Source organism: Ruegeria sp. AI3 (genome assembly GCF_056541245.1).
Genome location: NZ_JBQFYA010000008.1, coordinates 1 through 15,963, shown reverse-complemented (window position 1 = coordinate 15,963; position 15,963 = coordinate 1). Strand labels below are relative to the sequence as shown.

Genomic DNA, 15,963 nt, shown 5'->3' with positions numbered 1-15,963 from the left:
AATGCTCTGGGATGCGCTCAGCCTGCAGCTTGGCTACAACGCCACGCTGGTCGCTATTGGTGCGAGTTTGCTTGGAGTCTCGGCCGGTGTCACCGGAACCTTTCTGTTTTTGCGCAAACGCGCGCTGGTCAGCGACGCGATCAGCCATGCCACATTGCCGGGGGTCTGCCTGGCCTTCATGCTGCTTGTGGCTTTGGGTGGGGACGGGCGCAACCTGCTGGGTCTGCTGGCCGGATCGGCGGTGTCGGCTTGGGTTGGTCTGCTCTGCCTGAACTGGCTAACCCGCCACACCCGACTGGCCGAGGATGCAGCCATCGGCGCGGTTCTGTCGGTGTTCTTCGGCTTCGGCATCGTCCTGTTGACCGTCATTCAGACTATGGGCGTTGGTCGGCAAGCGGGGTTGGAGGGCTTCCTTCTCGGATCAACCGCCGGGATGCTGTGGGCGGATGCCTTGATCATCGCGATCGGAGGTGCGGCGACTCTGGTGCTTGTGATGATCCTGCGCCGCCCGATGACTTTGGTGGCGTTTGACCCCGAATATGCCGCCGCCCGGGGCTTGCCCGTGCATCGCATTGACCTTGCCATGATGGGTCTGGTGATGGCGGTCACTGTGGTGGGCCTGAAGATCGTTGGTCTGATCCTGATCGTGGCTTTGCTGATCATCCCTCCAGTCACCGCGCGGTTCTGGTCCGAGCGGTCGGATCGCGTCGTCTTGCTGGCCGGTCTCGCGGGTGGTTTGGCGGGCTATATCGGCGCCGCCTTGTCGGCCACTGCGCCGAATCTGCCGACTGGGCCTATCATCGTTCTGGTCAGCTTCGCCTTCTTCGTCCTGTCCCTGTTCCTCGCCCCGGTCCGCGGGATTCTGGCCGCCGTTCTGCGCCATCTGAGGTTCCAACGTCGGGTGCATATCCGGCAAGGGCTGTTGGCTTTGGCACAAGGCCAGAAGATCTACGAACCTCTAACCCTGCGCCTGTTGCGCCACGCTGATCTTGTGCGCGCCGATGGCGTAGCGACCGAGGCTGGCAAAGCTCGCGCTGCAAAAGCGTTGCGCGATGAAAAGCGGTGGGAGGTCGTGCGCGCGGATCAGGCGCATGAGGCGACTGCCGCGCTATACGATGGCCTGCGTGACATCGAAACCGTACTGACCAAGGATCAGATCGCGGAAATAGACAATCGCATCGGCGGACCACAGGGGGTTCCGACATGAGCGGTGAAGAATTCGTTCCCCTGTCGCTGACGCCACTGCTGATCGGCACCTTCGCGGCGATAGCCTGCGCCTTGCCCGGCAATTTCCTCGTGCTGCGCAAACAGGCGCTGATCGGGGATGCGATCAGCCATGTGGTCCTGCCCGGCATCGTTGTGGCCTTTCTGCTGACCGGAGCGATCTCCACCTGGCCCATGATGCTGGGCGCGGCGGGAGCGGCGATCGTTGCCGTTGTTCTGATCGAGGCGATCCGGAGGCTGGGTCAAATCGAGCCGGGTGCGGCGATGGGTGTGGTCTTTACCACGATGTTTGCGGCAGGTGTGCTGCTGTTGGAGCAGACGGATACCTCAACCGTGCATCTGGATGTGGAACATGCGCTTTACGGCAATCTGGAAAGCCAGATCTGGCTGGATGCGACGGGCTGGTCCTCACTTTGGGACTTGCAGGCCTTGGCCGGGCTGCCGCCTGAACTGCCTCGGATCGCGGTGACGATGCTGGGTGTTCTGCTGTTCACATGGCTGTTCTGGCGGCCACTGAAAATCTCGACCTTCGATGAGGGGTTCGCTCGCACCATGGGTATCCGCACGGGCGCGCTAGGACTGGCGTTGGTCATCGTCGCCGCGATCGCTGCTGTTGCCGCCTTTGATGCCGTCGGCTCGATCATCGTGATCGCCATGTTCATCTGCCCCCCTGCTGCGGCGCGCATGATGACCAACCGGCTGGAGACGCAAATCGCCTGGAGCGTGGGATTCGCCATCCTCTCAGCTGTTTCGGGATATGTGCTGGCCGGGTATGGCCCGCTTTGGCTGGGCGCGGCGGACGCCGTCAGCGCGGCAGGGATGATCGCCACCATGTCCGGCGCGATCCTGGCCCTGACCGCCATTTTCGGCCCGTGCCGCACCCGAGTGGGTGCGCACACACCTGCGTGAAGCGGCACTTTCCTGCCACTGGTTCCCGCAGGTCATCGGCTGAACTTTGCCCAGAGTAAATAAAGATGACTCTTAATAAGCAATTTAACTAATTGCATGTTAGGTCAATTACATTACCGGCTAACAACTACCACTCACTTCGGTAAGTCCGGGCAGGGTTCGGTGAGGGCGGCACAGCCAGCCCCCGAACACTGTCCGGCCCCCCTCCTTCTTGATCTGAAAGATCGGCCGATATTACGGTTCAATCCGGTGGCAGAATCGGGCCGTGATGTGCTAGGTCTGGTGGTATGGCGCAGACGACCCCCAATATCAGCGAAACACGACCCGTTATCCGGCAGCTCGACGATGCTGCGATCAACCGCATCGCCGCGGGTGAAGTGGTCGAACGCCCGGCCTCGGCCGTCAAGGAACTGGTCGAGAATGCCATCGACGCCGGAGCCACCCGTATTGCCATAGATATCGCGGGCGGGGGCAAGACCTTGATTCGTGTCACCGATGATGGCTGTGGTATCGCGCCCGAGGATCTGCCGCTGGCCTTGTCGCGCCATGCGACCTCGAAAATCGACGGGTCGGACCTTTTGAACATTCACACCTTCGGCTTTCGGGGTGAAGCTTTGCCCTCGCTCGGCGCGGTAGGTCGCTTGTCGATCACCAGCCGCGTTCCGGGCGCGAATGCGGCGTCAATTGCGGTTTCGGGCGGCAAGATGGAGGCGGTGAAGCCCGCCGCCCTTCGTGCAGGCACAGTGGTCGAGCTGCGCGATCTGTTTTTCGCCACGCCGGCACGGCTCAAGTTTATGCGAACCGATCGGGCCGAGGCTCAGGCCATTGGCGATACGGTCAAACGCCTCGCCATGGCTGAGCCTTCCGTCACGTTCACCTTGCGCGATGTTTCGGGCGGAGGTCAGGGTCGCGTGACCTTCCGCGCCGACCGCGAGAATGGCGATCTTTTCGATGCCCTCCACGCCCGTCTGGCCCGCGTGATCGGTCGCGAGTTCGCCGATAACGCCCTGCAGATTGACGCGACCCGCGAAGGTATTCGGTTGTACGGCTATGCTGCCCTTCCGACCTATTCGCGCGGGGCTGCGGTCGCGCAATATCTGTTCGTCAATGGCCGTCCAGTCCGTGACAAGATGCTGACTGGCGCGCTTCGGGCCGCGTATTTCGATTTCCTCAGCCGCGACCGACACCCTGCTGCGGCGCTTTTCATCGACTGCGATCCGACGCTGGTGGACGTGAACGTGCATCCCGCCAAGTCAGAGGTTCGGTTCCGCGATCCCGGCGTCGCGCGTGGTTTGATCGTATCCGCCCTGCGCCACGCGCTGGCCGAAGCCGGACATCGGGCGTCCTCGACTGTTGCCAACGCGACTTTGGGCGCGATGCGGCCCGAGGCGCCGCAGCCTACCCCTGCGCGGGTCTACCAGATGGACCGGCCGTCGCAGGCGGCCCGGCAAGCCGCGTATCGGGCGCAATCCCCCGGCTTTGCTGAATTGGCAAGGGACTATAGCGGCAGCATCGTTGAGCCGACCCCGGTTGTGACCCCGGTGACCGCTGAAGAACCCGCGCCTCAGGACCTGCCCTTGGGGGCAGCACGCGGTCAGGTGCATGAAAATTACATCATCGCACAAACCGCCGACGGGATGGTCATCGTCGACCAGCACGCGGCGCATGAGCGGTTGGTTTATGAAAAGCTCAAAACGCAAATGGCCGAGAACGGTGTCGCCGCGCAGGCTTTGCTGATCCCCGAGATCGTCGAACTGTCCGAAGGCGATTGCGCGCGGCTGATGGCAGTGGCCGATGACCTTTCACGCCTTGGCCTGACGCTGGAGCCTTTTGGCGGCGGTGCCATTGCCGTGCGCGAAACCCCTGCCATTCTGGGCGAGGTTGATGCCCGCGCGATGATCCTGGATATCCTCGATGAGCTTGCCGATCAGGGCGACAGTCAGATGGTGCAGGCGCGGATTGAGGCGATCCTCAGCCGCGTTGCCTGCCGTGGTTCGATCCGCTCTGGCCGCCGGATGCGGGCCGAGGAAATGAACGCCCTGCTGCGCGAGATGGAGGCCACCCCGCATTCCGGCCAATGTAACCACGGGCGACCCACTTATGTTGAACTGAAACTCAGCGATATCGAGCGCCTGTTCGGGCGCAGTTGATCTGGTCACGCGAAGCGTCTAAAAAGATAGAAACAAAACGAGAACATACAGGTTTATATGATCGAGATTGCAGGCACCCAATATGCACTGAATGACCCCGTAATCCTCGTTGCGGGTGGCGTTCTGGCGCTGGTTCTTTTGTTGCTGTTTCTGTCGCTGCGGGCGTCGCAACGTTCCGCGCGGATGGCAGAGCCCCTCGCGCGACAGATGGCGCATCTGGGGCAACATGTGCAGGCGTTGGGGCAGGGGCAGGAGCAATTGCGCGGCGGGTTGCAGCATGTCTCGGACACGCAGGCCAATGCGCAGGTGCAGGTGATTCAGACGGTCGAATCCCGCCTTTCCTCGGTGCAGCAGCAGATGAATGACCGACTGGCCGACAATGCCATGAAATCGGCCCGCGCGCTGGCCGAAATGCAAGAGAGGATGAAGGAATCGCTGCACGGGTCCTCCAAGCAGACCGCGACTTCGCTGACCCAGCTTCAGGAGCGGTTGGCCGCCATAGACAAGGCGCAGGACAACATCACCAAGCTGTCCGGCGATGTGTTGTCGCTGCAGGATATCTTGTCGAACAAACAGACCAGGGGCGCGTTTGGTGAGATTCAGCTGAATGACATAGTCTCCAAAGCGCTTCCGCATGACAGTTTCCAGTTGCAGGCAACCCTCTCGAACGGACGCCGGGCGGATTGTCTGATCCATCTGCCGAACCCTCCGGGGCCGATTGTGATCGACAGCAAATTCCCGTTGGAAGCCTATGAGGCTCTGATTGGATCGACCAATGACGCCGAGCTAAAGGCGGCGGTTCAAATGTTCCGCAGCACGGTGCGCAAACACATCAACGATATCGCTGAGAAATACATTCTGGATGGCGAAACAGCCGATGGCGCGCTGATGTTCCTGCCGTCCGAGGCGGTCTATGCCGAGTTGCACGCCAAGTTCCCCGAATTGGTGCAGGAGAGTTTTACCAAACGCGTCTGGATCGTGTCACCGACCACCTGTATGGCGACGCTGAACACGATGCGCGCGATTCTAAAAGACGCAAGGATGCGGGAACAAGCAGGCGCCATCCGCAAAGAACTGGGAATGCTGCACAAGGATGTCGAGCGTCTGGGCGACCGCGTTGCCAATTTGGATCGTCATTTCGGGCAGGCGGCCAAGGATATCTCGGACATCAAGATCAGTGCGGAAAAAGCTGGCCGCAGGGCGCAACGGCTTGATAACTTTGATTTTGAGGAATTGGCGCCAGAGGCCCCCTCGGAGGTCGTCCCTTTGACGCGGCACGAGGGCTGAGTGCGCATCCTGACAGACAGGTTGCAGAATGAAAAATGCGGCGCACCCGCCAGAAATTGACCAACTGCTGAGAACGGCCGAGCAAGACGCGGAACAGATCGTTGGCCTGTTGCGAATGGGTGTTGCGGCGGGCCTTGGCGTCTTTTTCCTCGTCACCATCCAACCGGTTTCGAACAGCGGACATGCGGTTCTGGAGCGCCAATGGGCGTTCGCGTTCGGAACCCTCTTTGCCTATTTCTTGCTTGGCTTCGTGACATGGATCGCGGCTCGCAGGGGGCGCTTTTCGGGTTGGATGGCCTGGCCTGTGTCAGGCGCAGATTCTGTGTTCCTGATTGTTTCGGTTTGGTTGGGCTTGCTCAATACCGGCCTTGTCGGGGACGAGGTCTTCGTTTTGCCCGCCGTCTGGCTGGCCCCTGTGGTTCTGGCTTTCGGAGTATTGCGCGGCAACCCCAAGGTCATGTTTATGCAGGTTGTCTTGCTGTCGCTTGGGTTTCTGTTCCTGATCGGGATAGATGCAGGATCCGCGAGGGGTCACACAGACAGTCCTATCTGGCTGTTTCTGGCACCCCCTCCCAACCTGATCCGTGTCTTCATGATCGCCCTGGCCGGGGTGGTTCTGATCGTCGCCGCAAGGCGGGTTCACAAGTTGCTGTTCCAATCCATAACTGAGGCGCAGCGTCGCGCAAACCTGACGCGTTACCTGCCCTCGCAGGTCGTTCAGGACCTCGGCGACAGCGGATTGGCGGCGTTGAAGAACGGACGCCGCCAGAAGGCCGGTTTGATTTTCATCGACCTGCGCGGATTCACAACACTGTCGCAACAGCTGGAGCCGGATGAGGTCTCTGAGCTTATCTCAGACTACAGACGCCGGGTCTCGGCTGTCGTGCGTCGGGAAAACGGTATCATCGACAAGTTCATCGGAGACGCCGTCATGATCGTGTTTGACGGTGAGCAGGCCGCAAAACGCTGCCTGAACTGCGGCGCAGGACTGTTGGACGAAATGGCCCGCTGGACCGCCGAGCGCAAATCGGCGGGCCTTCCTTCACTTGGCACCGGAATCGGCTTGCATTGGGGTGAGGTGTTTCTCGGCGTGATAGGCGATCAGGACAGGCTGGAGTTTTCGGTGTTCGGAGACGCGGTGAACACAGCCGCGCGACTTGAAAGCCTGACCCGCGATCTGGAAATGGATATGATCGTCTCGAACGACCTTATTCAAGCGGCCGGAGAGCCGGTCCTGTTGGACAGGCTGGTCAGCATCCCCCCGATCGAGGTCAAGGGCCGCAGCGGCGCGTTAGAGCTGTTTGGGGTTCCTATCCGGTCTGAAAACGCCGAAGTCGACAGCTAGCCCAAGTAGCAACTTACTGGATCGACAGGTCCAGATTGTAGCCCACGGTTTTGCCCGTATCCCGGTCATTTCCCATCAGATAGACACGGATCGTATAGTCTCCGTCTTCGGGCAGATCGATCCGGGCGGTGTTTCCGTCGATCGAACCGTTATAGATCGCGACGCCATCGCTGCCGGGGGGCAGGATGTTGAAATAGACCACACCATTGCCATTGGTGTCGCTGACCTTGAGGTCGGCAAACATCTCTTGCCCGGCTTTCGCGCCGAGCGAGTAGTCAAAATACTCATCTCCGGTCACGGTACCGTTGACCATTGTGCCAAAGTTGCCTGGCTCGAACTTCACATCGGCCTTCATCTGGGCTGACGCAATCGTGGCAAAGCACGCAAAGCCAAACGCAATCAAATATGTTCGGGTCATGAAATATCTCCTGTCAGAGGCAGTTCTGATCCGAATTATACACGATCAGATCCGCAAGAACGGCTGGAAAAGGCGCGGCATCAGTTTGCTAAACTTCAGCGGTGCGTCCGTGACGGCCAGACAGATGCAATCCTCGGTGATGTCCGCCGTCGGCGTGTGATGCAGATCTTCATCTGCAATCTCGACATCGCCACGGGCAAAGCGATCAACCTCATCCGAAAAGGCACCCTGAAGAACCATCGTCAATTCAGTACCGTTGTGGCTGTGATCCGGGACGGCGACACCTGCAGGGATGAACAGCAAGCGGGCGGTGGCCTCTTTGCTGGTCGGCAGGATCGCTTGTTTCACACCCATACCAATCGGTTTCCACTGAATGTCATCAACTGTCCCACCGACGTAGTCTTGCAGGGGGGTCGGCAGGATGGCGCAGCCCGGACGTGCGGGCTTGGGGGTCGGTGCGCCTTGAGAGATCAGTGCCATCGTCGCGGCGAGGGATGTGTCGCTCATGCTTACTGCGTCAGATTGTTCATCCAGAACATGTCCGCCCACGGCCTCATAGCTTTCGGCGCGCGCACGGCAGTGGTCGCAAAGCGACAGATGGGTTGCGACCATCAGGTCGAACGCCTCGGGCAGTGAGCCGGCGGCATAGGCCATCAGCAGCTCATCTGTCAGGTGATGTTTAATCGACTGGCTCATCTTGCTCATCTCAGTTCATCGCGTGGCGCAAGCGGTCCAGCGCCAACCTAATACGTGATTTGATCGTTCCCAGGGGCAACCCAGTCTGAGACGCAATCTCTCGGTGACTCAGATCACCGAAATACGCCTTCTCGATCAGCTCTCTCTGCGCCTCGGGCAACGCCAGCATGGCGGTGCGCAGCTGCGCGGTTTCCTGTTGTAGCGCAAGGACATCGTCCTGGTCCGGCTCAGCCTCGGGGCCCCATCCCAGTTCCTCGGGTTCAGGGCGGCGTTGCTTGCGCAGGACGTCAATGCGCTTGTTCCGAGCGATGGTGAACACCCAAGTGGCCACCGTGGCCCGTGACGGATCGAACAGATGGGCCTTGTGCCACAAGGTCGCCATCACCTCTTGCGCGCACTCTTCGGCCAGCGCGGCGTCGGATCCTGACTTCATCAGGAACGCCTTTATACGCGGCGCGAAATGCTGGAACAGCTCGGCAAAAGCCGCCTGGTCCTGCGCGTCTCGGATGCGCCTGACATGGTCCACCCACTCGGTCCTGGTGTCGCAACTGCCGTTCGTTCCGTTCACCTGTCTACCCTTGATGCGTTTCTTTGCGCGCCAAGGCTGAGGGGCGGCCTGTTCAGCCGCAGGTTCGTCCAAGGTCACGGTATTGATCTCGGTAAACATAACCGGATTACGCGGGGGGCACCAAGGCGGATCACTTTCATGCGACAAAAAAAGTCCAAACCGGGGTGGATTCCGTATTTCAAATGACGTCTCTTTTCTGAAAAGGGCGCAAGTCGAACAATTTACGGGCAAAGCAGGACGCGCGGCGGAATGAAAAATATCGACCACATAGCAGGTTACACCTATCACGGTCGCAAAGGGGCGATTGAAAACGCCTTTCGCTATTCGGTCGATTACATCCTGCTGGACCCCGAGGCCGATCTGTCCACGCCGCTGCTTTTTTCGGTCGACCGGGTGAACATCACCAATTGGCGCAGCTCAGATCACGGTGGTGAACCGGGGCAGGGGATCGGAGCCCCATGGCTGCGCGCCCGGTTTGAGGAATTGGAGGTGCCCCAGCCCGCGCGGATCATGTTGCTGACGCAGCCGAGGGTTCTGGGCCATGTTTTCAACCCGGTCAGTTTCTGGTTCTGTTTCGATCAGGAAGGGCAGCTTTACGCCGTGGTCGCTGAGGTCACGAACACTTACGGGACGCGCCACAGCTATGTTTGCCACAAGCCGGGTTTTGCGGTCATCGACCCCTCGGACCGGGTGGTGGCGGACAAGCTGATGCATGTGTCGCCCTTCCAGAAGATTGAGGGGAACTACACATTCCGCTTCGACTATCGTCCCGACCGCGTTGGGGTTTGGATCGACTATGGGCGGGAAGGAGGCGGGCTGATTGCCACGCTGACGGGTCCGCGCCAGCCGCTGACCAACCGCTCTATACTATGGTCGTTGGTGCGGCGTCCGTTTGGTGCGCGGCGCACCTTTGCGCTGATCGTATGGCAGGCAATCAAGCTGTGGATCAAAAAAGCCCGGTTTCGTCCGTTCCGCACGGCTCCTGTCCCGGATCAACCGGTGTCGCGGGTTCGGCGATAGTTGCCCCTCTGTTTGCGTAAGATCAAAGACTCAGGGCGCGTGTCGGGGTCTGATGTGTAGAAACCGCGAACAAGAGGAGCTGAAGGCATGTTGGAAATTTCGGCAAGGAAAGTGGCTCAGGTTGCCATGATGGGGCGTGAACTGGGACGGGCCGAAGGTGAGCTACGCGCCTTTGTCGACCGGATGAGCGAGGATGAGCAGGCCGAGCTGGTCGCCATCATGTGGATCGGGCGCGAAAGCTTTTTCGCCGAGGATCTGGCCGAGGCCATTGCCACCGCCAAGTCCGAGGCTTCGACCCCCTGCGCCGACTATCTGATCGGTACACCCCATCTGTCGGATCATCTTGAGAACGGGTTGGATGCCTTGGGCATATCGGCTGAGGATATCGAGAACGATCTGATGTAGCCGAAGGCTCCGGATAGCGCGTGGCATCGCGCTCCATCTTCCTAAAGAAACTTTAATGGAACGCTGCTTTTTGGTTAACGCAGCGTCCCTTTATTTGATGTCAGTACTGCACTGAAAATCAAATTTAGGAGGAAAATAAATGGCACATACACATACTGCAGAAGCCCGGACTGGCCTCTTTGACGGTTTGTTCTCGAACTACGCGGACGCAAAGGTCGAGTTTTTTCGGAGACGCATTTTCTCGAACACGGTGCGTAATCTGGAAAGACTTTCGGATCACCAACTCGCGGATATCGGGATTGATCGGAGCGAGATCAAACAACGCGCCTATGAGAGCGTTTTCAACGGTGCCCCACTTCGACAATGAAACAGGGTCCGCGACCGTTCGCAAACGCCGTTTTTGTAATGAGTGAGGTAACGAATATGTTTGATGTCATCCCGCCCGCAAATCAGCCAACGCCGTCCGCTACGGCACTACTACTGTTTGATCGCGCCATGCGTATCAGGGCCATAAGTCCGGAAATTGTGCGTGCTGCGCAGTATCTGGATGGCCTAAGCGACAATCAGTTGGCCGAGTTGGGCATAAACCGCAGCGATATCGAGGACACGATCAATCGATATATCTGACGCTCGGGCGTCGTACGGAAAGCCAGGCTTAGAAATGGAAATAATACGAGATTGAAGGCCATTCCAGACATGCTGGGATGGCCTTTTTCTTTTCCCGGCTGGTTAACCCAAGTGATCCACGATTTGCAGATGCTGCGCGAGCGTGTCGATTTCACCCATCCAGCCTTGCACCAGTTTCGGGTCGCTGGGTGCTGCGTGAACGCCAGCAGGGATGGCGCGGTTCAGGACGGCTTCAACCGCCAGTGAGACCGGGATCGACACCAGACGCGCCATCGCGGTGCCGCGTTCATCGCCCCAGGCATCCATGACGTAGGTTTTGTGCCAAACCTCAACGCCGTCTTTCTCGGCTTTCAGGCCAACGCACAGCACCACGCGGTCGGGCTCGCCTTCGTCATAGGCGTTTTCGGCCCAGAACTGATCCGACATCTCTTTCAGACGCGCGTCGCCTTCGGGGCCTGAGAGGGTCTCGATTTCGGAGAATACGTCGGCCCAGGCATCGGTCCAGCCGTTCAGGCGCAGGGTGCCGCGGACGAATTCTTTGACCGGCCAGTGATCCTCAAACTGGTATTCGGCCATAAAGGGCAGCGAGTCGCGATTTGGGTAGACCTCAAAGCTCTCGGGGGTTGGCAGCGGCGCGATATAGCTGCTGATCGCGTCCCATGGGCGGGCGATGTCCAGCGGGGCATAGTCGCGTATGGATTTCGACGGCGACCGCAGTGCTTTGAGCACACCTAGTGGCGACCAGCTGAACTTGTAGCGGAACGGGTTCGGGTTCTTAGGGATGCCGCCACAATAAGAAATAAAACTCAGATGGTTCTGCGCGTCAAATGCATCCGAGGCGCGGTAGTCGGCCACCAAAGCATGCGCCATCAGGTGGTCGATGCCCGGGTCCAGCCCGACCTCATTGACCAAAGCCACACCAGCTTCACGCGCCTTGTCATCCAGCGCGCGCATTTCGGGAGCGATGTAGGAGGACGAGACGAAGTTCGCTGCTTTGGAGATTGCCAGCTCCGCCAGCGGCACGTGCCAATCGCCCGGCAACATCGAGACGATCACGTCGCCCTTCTCCAGCACCGCGCCCAGAGCGTCGATGTCGAAGGCACGGATGTCGTCGGTCAGGTCTCCGACCTCGGCTTCGGCCTTTTCGATGGTTCGGTTCCAGACGGTGACCTTGTGCCCGCCCTCGATCAGGCGGCGCAGGCCGGGGATGGCCGACAGGCCGGTGCCACACCAGTGAATCGTCATCGCTCAGAGTCCTTCGATATGAGTTTTGTAGGTTGCTTCTGCCCGACCCCAGACGCCGCTGTCCAGATCGGTGAGCGTCAGCAGAGACGGCAGCAGTTGCGCCGCGTAGTCTTGTGAGCTTTCGACCGGCAGCATTGAGGGCAGGTTGTCGATGGCCATCACGTCCATCACTGGGTCGGTGGCAACGCGCAGGGCGGGGGCCTCCCACGTGGTGGCGCGGTCATAGACCGGGACCGGATTGTAGTCGCTATCCGGGTCGCAGGCCACGTCACCGATGGCGGTCAACTTACGCGGCGCGGTCAGCGCCTCGCGCGGAACAAAGACCGGCGTGCCGGGGCGCGCGAAGATGCAGTTCAGGAACAGGTCATGATCCAGGATGTCCGGGAATGGGCCTCCGCTGGCGGTCTCGGCCATGTCCCATTTAGTGACGCTGACACCCATCGCTTCGCACATATCTGCGGCACCCGTACCCACTCGGCCTAACGCGCCGATAACGATGGCACGGGGGCGGTCGGCGCCGGTGGCGTCCAACTCGGCCAGCAATTCGGCGTTGAGCGCATCTTTGTTGGCATAGACGCCTACGGGCGGGCATTCCTGTCCGCGTTGCTGCGCGGCCCATGTTTTCAGCGTGACCGCCGCGCCCGCATATCCAGCCCAATAGCCAAAGGCAGCGACGCGGCGGCCGTCTTCGTCGACCAGATATTCCAGATCATAGAGCGTGCCGCCGCCCGCCTTGAACCGCTCTAGCAGTGCCCGACCGGAATGTTGGCCCTTGTAGGCATGGCCAAACATGATGTGGCGATGAGGCAGGGGGGTGCCGTCCTCGGGCAGCTCTTTCAGGCCGAAGATGATCGCGTCCTGCGGGGCCTCGGGCCAGCTGTTTTCAGCCGCGATCTCGCAGCCTGCGTCCTTGTAACCGTCCAGCGGGATGGCGCGGACAGAGCTTTCTTCGACCGTCAGACGGATGCCTGCCGCGATCAGCGCGGCGGCGCCTTCGGGGGTCAGGCCGACCCGTTCTTCGTTCGGGCGCTGTTCTGCCCGGACCCAGAGATGTGTCATCATATTTCCTTTTGTCAGAGCATTCCGGCGGCCTGCACCGCCTGAACCGAACCCCGCGCTTCCATCGCCTCGCGGAAGGCGAGGATTTTGGGGAAGGCCGAGACATCTACGCCGTCGCCCTCCAGCCAACTGCACACCACATAGAGGTAGGCATCGGCAAGCGAGAAGGTCTCACCCAGAACGAACGGCCCGCGCAGCCCGTTCGACGAGATGTATTTGCAGGACGCGGTCATGGTCTGCGCGACCTTGTCCTTCATGTCTTTCCAGCTGGATTTCTTGTCGGCCCAGCGGTGCCCGCGCATCTTGTGGGCATGGTTCACATGCATGGTCGAGGCGAGGTAGTACATCACCTCGCGCATCCGCGCGGCCATGACCGGGTCTTCGGGGACCAGCCCGGCTTGCGGCGCGATGGTTGCGATATAGTCGAGCAACGCGCCGGTTTCGGTCAGGATACCGCCATCCACCGCCAGCGCCGGAACCCGGCCCTTGGGGTTGATCTGCTTGTAGGCGGGTCTGGTCTGTTCGCCATCGGCAAAGTCCAATCGGATCGCCTCATAATCCAGACCGGCCTCCTCCAGCGCTATGGCGACAGCGACCGAGATGGTGCGGGGAGCGTAGTAAAGCTGCATCGTGACCTCCCTACAGATGGGTCTGGGCGAACTGACGGTCTGGCGCTTCCAGATGCGGGGTCGCGTTGAAAAGAACCGGGCTGAGCTGCGCTCCAATCGGATGCAGCCGGTGCATCGAGGTGTTCATGATGGCAAGCGCCACCCGCGCCATCGACGGGATATCCAGCCCCATTGCCTGCCGCACCACCATCGAGATCAGCCCACCCGAAGTTACGACAATGGCCGGCCCACCCTCGGTTCCGATCTCATGCAGGGCGTCACTGACGCGGGTTTCAAACTGTTCGAAACTTTCGGGCGCATCCTGGATGTCGCCAGCGGCCCACGCAGCGAATGTGCGGGGCAGGTGGTCAACGAACCCTTCGCGATCAGTCGGGATCGCCACGCCGTGCTGTTCGTGAAACAGTTGCGCCAAGGTGAAATACTCGATCTCGTTCAGGCGTGCATCTCGAACCGGCTCAGGCAGTCCCATGCTCGATGCGGTTTCGACATGCCGGGTCAGCGTGCCGCAATAGACGCGAGGATAATGCGCGCGCGTGTCGCGCAAATGCGCGCCCAGCCAGCGCGCCTGCTGGTGGCCCAGATCGCTGAGCTTGTCATAGTTTACCTCGTCCCGCGCTGCCGTGTTGGCCTGACCGTGACGAACCAGTGTGATATGTGACATGGCGGTCCCTCTTGCTGGCAAGTCTTAGGGCAGGTTCCGGGCCGGGGCCAGAGGGGTTAGGCAAAAATCGAAGGGTGATTGCAGGTTGCCAGCTGGGCGCTATGGTTGGCCGCGCAAGACGTTTGGGGGGAGTTCATGGCAATCAACGAAAACCGCTTTTTGGCTGATCTGCACAAGCTGCGCGAATTCGGTGCCTCGGGCGTGGGCAAAGGCGTTATCCGCCCCGCCTATTCCGAGGCCGACATTGCCGCCCGGAAATGGCTGGCGAACCGGATGGCAGATGCGGGCCTTACCCCGCATTTCGATCCGGTCGGGAACCTGTTTGGTTTGACGGACGGGCCGTCCTTGCTGATGGGGTCACATAGCGATAGCCAGCCCGAAGGCGGCTGGCTCGACGGTGCGCTAGGCGTGATCGCCGCGCTTGAGATTGCGCGCAGTAGCGATCAGCCAGTCTCGGTCGTCAGCTTTCAAGATGAAGAGGGGCGGTTTGGTGTTACTACAGGCTCGGCCATCTGGTCGGGCGGTCTGTCTTTGGATCAGGCGGACGAGCTGACCGACCATGCAGGCATACCCTTTGCCAAAGCCCGGGGCGCGATGGGCGATCTGGCCGAGAGTTTTGTCGATCCCTCCCGTTTCACCGGCTTCATCGAGATGCATATCGAGCAAGGCCCGACGCTTGATACCCAGAAAGAGCAAATCGGAGTTGTAACCGAGATCGTTGGCATTCGCGATATGGTGGTTCAGTTCGACGGTCAGCAGAACCACGCCGGAACCACGCCGATGCATCTGCGTCGCGACGCGTTTCAGGCTCTGTCTGCGTTCAACGCCCGTCTGAACGACCGGTTCCGAAACGTGGTTACGCAGCAAACCGTCTGGACAATTGGGCATGTGGATTTGCACCCCAACGCCTCGTCCATTGTGCCGGGGCGGGTGCGGTTTTCGATGCAATGGCGTGACGGAGATGCCGACCGTCTGGCAAGGATGGAGGAGATCATTCGCGCCACAGCCGCCGAGATCGCCGCAGAGATGGGCATGGGCCTGAGCTACGGTCCGATGCTGGGGCTGGAGCCGGTGGCCATGGACTCCTCGCTTCGCGCCGCGTTGGAGCATGGGGCCGAACAGGTCGCGCCCGGCAAGTGGCGCAGGATGCCCTCGGGGGCGCTTCATGATGCCACCAACGTCTCGCGCCTGATGCCGGTTGCCATGCTGTTTGCGCCGTCTATTGACGGAATCAGTCACGATTTTGCCGAGGATACCGCCGAAAGTGACCTGATCGCCGGGCTTCATGTGCTGGATCACGTCGTTCAAAGGCTGCAGCCAAAACCGTAGTGAATTGTAGCGAATACGCAAATTCTCGATTGTAAGCATGACCATAGCCAATCTCCGAGTTGAAAGTGCAGCTTCGCAAATGTGCCAGTTACCAGCGCTGAGAACATCGTCTGTTGCCTAACGGAAAAAAGTTTCCTATAGGAACATTACCGATGCATGCGCTCGTATACATGCCCGCTCTGGCTGCGGTTCTGGGCCGAAACACCAAGGCTGAATCGTTGCATTAGATCCAAGTTGGGGCAAACTTACGGGTATGCGTTCCGACCACTCGATACGAAAAGGTATCTGCCATGACCGACGCACCGAAGCGCACTCCTCTTTACGATTTGCACGTCGAGCTTGGCGGCAAGATGGTTGATTTTGCGGGCTGGGAGATGCCTGTTCAGTATCC

The 15,963-nt window shown here is 60.1% G+C and carries 17 protein-coding genes; 10 read left to right on the top strand and 7 right to left on the bottom strand.

Annotated features, from left to right (window positions below; genetic code table 11):
- The first annotated feature begins 1 nt into the window (after position 1).
- The 5 genes from ACRZ95_RS12965 to ACRZ95_RS12945 all read left to right on the top strand — a co-directional run bounded on the left by ACRZ95_RS12965 (position 2) and on the right by ACRZ95_RS12945 (position 6,915).
- The gene (locus tag ACRZ95_RS12965; protein ID WP_170679362.1) at positions 2-1,207 is read left to right on the top strand and encodes a metal ABC transporter permease; all 1,206 of its coding nucleotides are present in this window, start codon (positions 2-4) and stop codon (positions 1,205-1,207) included.
- Positions 1,204-2,133: a metal ABC transporter permease gene (locus tag ACRZ95_RS12960; RefSeq protein ID WP_170679360.1), complete on the top strand. Its 930-nt coding sequence runs from the start codon at positions 1,204-1,206 to the stop codon at positions 2,131-2,133. The genes ACRZ95_RS12965 and ACRZ95_RS12960 overlap by 4 nt, the downstream gene beginning before the upstream one ends.
- A 287-nt stretch (positions 2,134-2,420) precedes the next feature.
- Complete coding sequence (gene mutL, locus ACRZ95_RS12955) at positions 2,421-4,283, top strand: DNA mismatch repair endonuclease MutL (RefSeq protein WP_170679358.1); 1,863 nt, start codon at positions 2,421-2,423, stop codon at positions 4,281-4,283.
- Positions 4,284-4,340: 57 nt separating this feature from the next.
- On the top strand, positions 4,341-5,570 hold the full coding sequence (locus ACRZ95_RS12950; protein WP_170679356.1) for a DNA recombination protein RmuC: 1,230 nt from the start codon (positions 4,341-4,343) through the stop codon (positions 5,568-5,570).
- A 28-nt stretch (positions 5,571-5,598) separates the two neighbouring features.
- Positions 5,599-6,915: an adenylate/guanylate cyclase domain-containing protein gene (locus ACRZ95_RS12945; protein WP_170679354.1), complete on the top strand. Its 1,317-nt coding sequence runs from the start codon at positions 5,599-5,601 to the stop codon at positions 6,913-6,915.
- Between the two features lie 13 nt (positions 6,916-6,928).
- On the opposite strand, the gene ACRZ95_RS12940 is transcribed toward ACRZ95_RS12945, so the two are convergent.
- Genes ACRZ95_RS12940 through ACRZ95_RS12930 form a run of 3 tightly spaced genes read right to left on the bottom strand, consistent with a single transcriptional unit; the run spans position 6,929 to position 8,555 of the window.
- Complete coding sequence (locus ACRZ95_RS12940) at positions 6,929-7,333, bottom strand: hypothetical protein (protein WP_170679352.1); 405 nt, start codon at positions 7,331-7,333, stop codon at positions 6,929-6,931.
- Positions 7,334-7,378: 45 nt separating this feature from the next.
- Positions 7,379-8,029, bottom strand: coding sequence for a ChrR family anti-sigma-E factor (locus tag ACRZ95_RS12935; RefSeq protein ID WP_170679350.1), 651 nt, complete (start codon positions 8,027-8,029; stop codon positions 7,379-7,381).
- A gap of 10 nt (positions 8,030-8,039) precedes the next feature.
- The gene (locus ACRZ95_RS12930) at positions 8,040-8,555 is read right to left on the bottom strand and encodes a sigma-70 family RNA polymerase sigma factor (RefSeq protein WP_475220036.1); all 516 of its coding nucleotides are present in this window, start codon (positions 8,553-8,555) and stop codon (positions 8,040-8,042) included.
- Positions 8,556-8,846: 291 nt separating this feature from the next.
- On the opposite strand from ACRZ95_RS12930, the gene ACRZ95_RS12925 reads away from it, so the two are divergent.
- The 4 genes from ACRZ95_RS12925 (at position 8,847) to ACRZ95_RS12910 (ending at position 10,649) form a co-directional block, all read left to right on the top strand.
- Positions 8,847-9,617: a DUF1365 domain-containing protein gene (locus tag ACRZ95_RS12925; protein ID WP_170679347.1), complete on the top strand. Its 771-nt coding sequence runs from the start codon at positions 8,847-8,849 to the stop codon at positions 9,615-9,617.
- An 87-nt stretch (positions 9,618-9,704) separates the two neighbouring features.
- On the top strand, positions 9,705-10,022 hold the full coding sequence (locus tag ACRZ95_RS12920) for a DUF3775 domain-containing protein (RefSeq protein ID WP_170379290.1): 318 nt from the start codon (positions 9,705-9,707) through the stop codon (positions 10,020-10,022).
- 139 nt (positions 10,023-10,161) lie between these two features.
- A complete protein-coding gene (locus tag ACRZ95_RS12915) occupies positions 10,162-10,389 on the top strand; it encodes a DUF1127 domain-containing protein (RefSeq protein ID WP_170379288.1) in 228 nt (75 codons plus the stop codon).
- A 56-nt stretch (positions 10,390-10,445) separates the two neighbouring features.
- Positions 10,446-10,649, top strand: a complete 204-nt coding sequence (locus ACRZ95_RS12910) for a DUF1127 domain-containing protein (RefSeq protein ID WP_170492715.1) — start codon at positions 10,446-10,448, stop codon at positions 10,647-10,649.
- Between the two features lie 102 nt (positions 10,650-10,751).
- Here the strand turns inward: ACRZ95_RS12910 and ACRZ95_RS12905 are convergent, their stop codons facing one another.
- From ACRZ95_RS12905 to ACRZ95_RS12890, 4 genes are read right to left on the bottom strand one after another with little or no spacing between them, the layout of a single operon-like run.
- Positions 10,752-11,894 carry a saccharopine dehydrogenase C-terminal domain-containing protein gene (locus tag ACRZ95_RS12905; RefSeq protein ID WP_170679345.1) on the bottom strand — a complete coding sequence of 381 codons (1,143 nt, stop codon included), beginning with the start codon at positions 11,892-11,894 and terminating at the stop codon, positions 10,752-10,754.
- Between the two features lie 3 nt (positions 11,895-11,897).
- The gene (locus ACRZ95_RS12900; protein WP_170679343.1) at positions 11,898-12,953 is read right to left on the bottom strand and encodes a saccharopine dehydrogenase; all 1,056 of its coding nucleotides are present in this window, start codon (positions 12,951-12,953) and stop codon (positions 11,898-11,900) included.
- Positions 12,954-12,967: 14 nt separating this feature from the next.
- Positions 12,968-13,582, bottom strand: coding sequence for a glutathione S-transferase family protein (locus ACRZ95_RS12895; protein ID WP_170679341.1), 615 nt, complete (start codon positions 13,580-13,582; stop codon positions 12,968-12,970).
- Positions 13,583-13,592: 10 nt separating this feature from the next.
- Positions 13,593-14,243, bottom strand: a complete 651-nt coding sequence (locus ACRZ95_RS12890) for a histidine phosphatase family protein (RefSeq protein WP_170528781.1) — start codon at positions 14,241-14,243, stop codon at positions 13,593-13,595.
- A gap of 135 nt (positions 14,244-14,378) precedes the next feature.
- Here ACRZ95_RS12890 and ACRZ95_RS12885 point away from each other — a divergent pair, with 135 nt between their 5' ends.
- Positions 14,379-15,572: a Zn-dependent hydrolase gene (locus tag ACRZ95_RS12885; RefSeq protein ID WP_170679339.1), complete on the top strand. Its 1,194-nt coding sequence runs from the start codon at positions 14,379-14,381 to the stop codon at positions 15,570-15,572.
- The last annotated feature ends 391 nt before the right edge of the window (positions 15,573-15,963 follow it).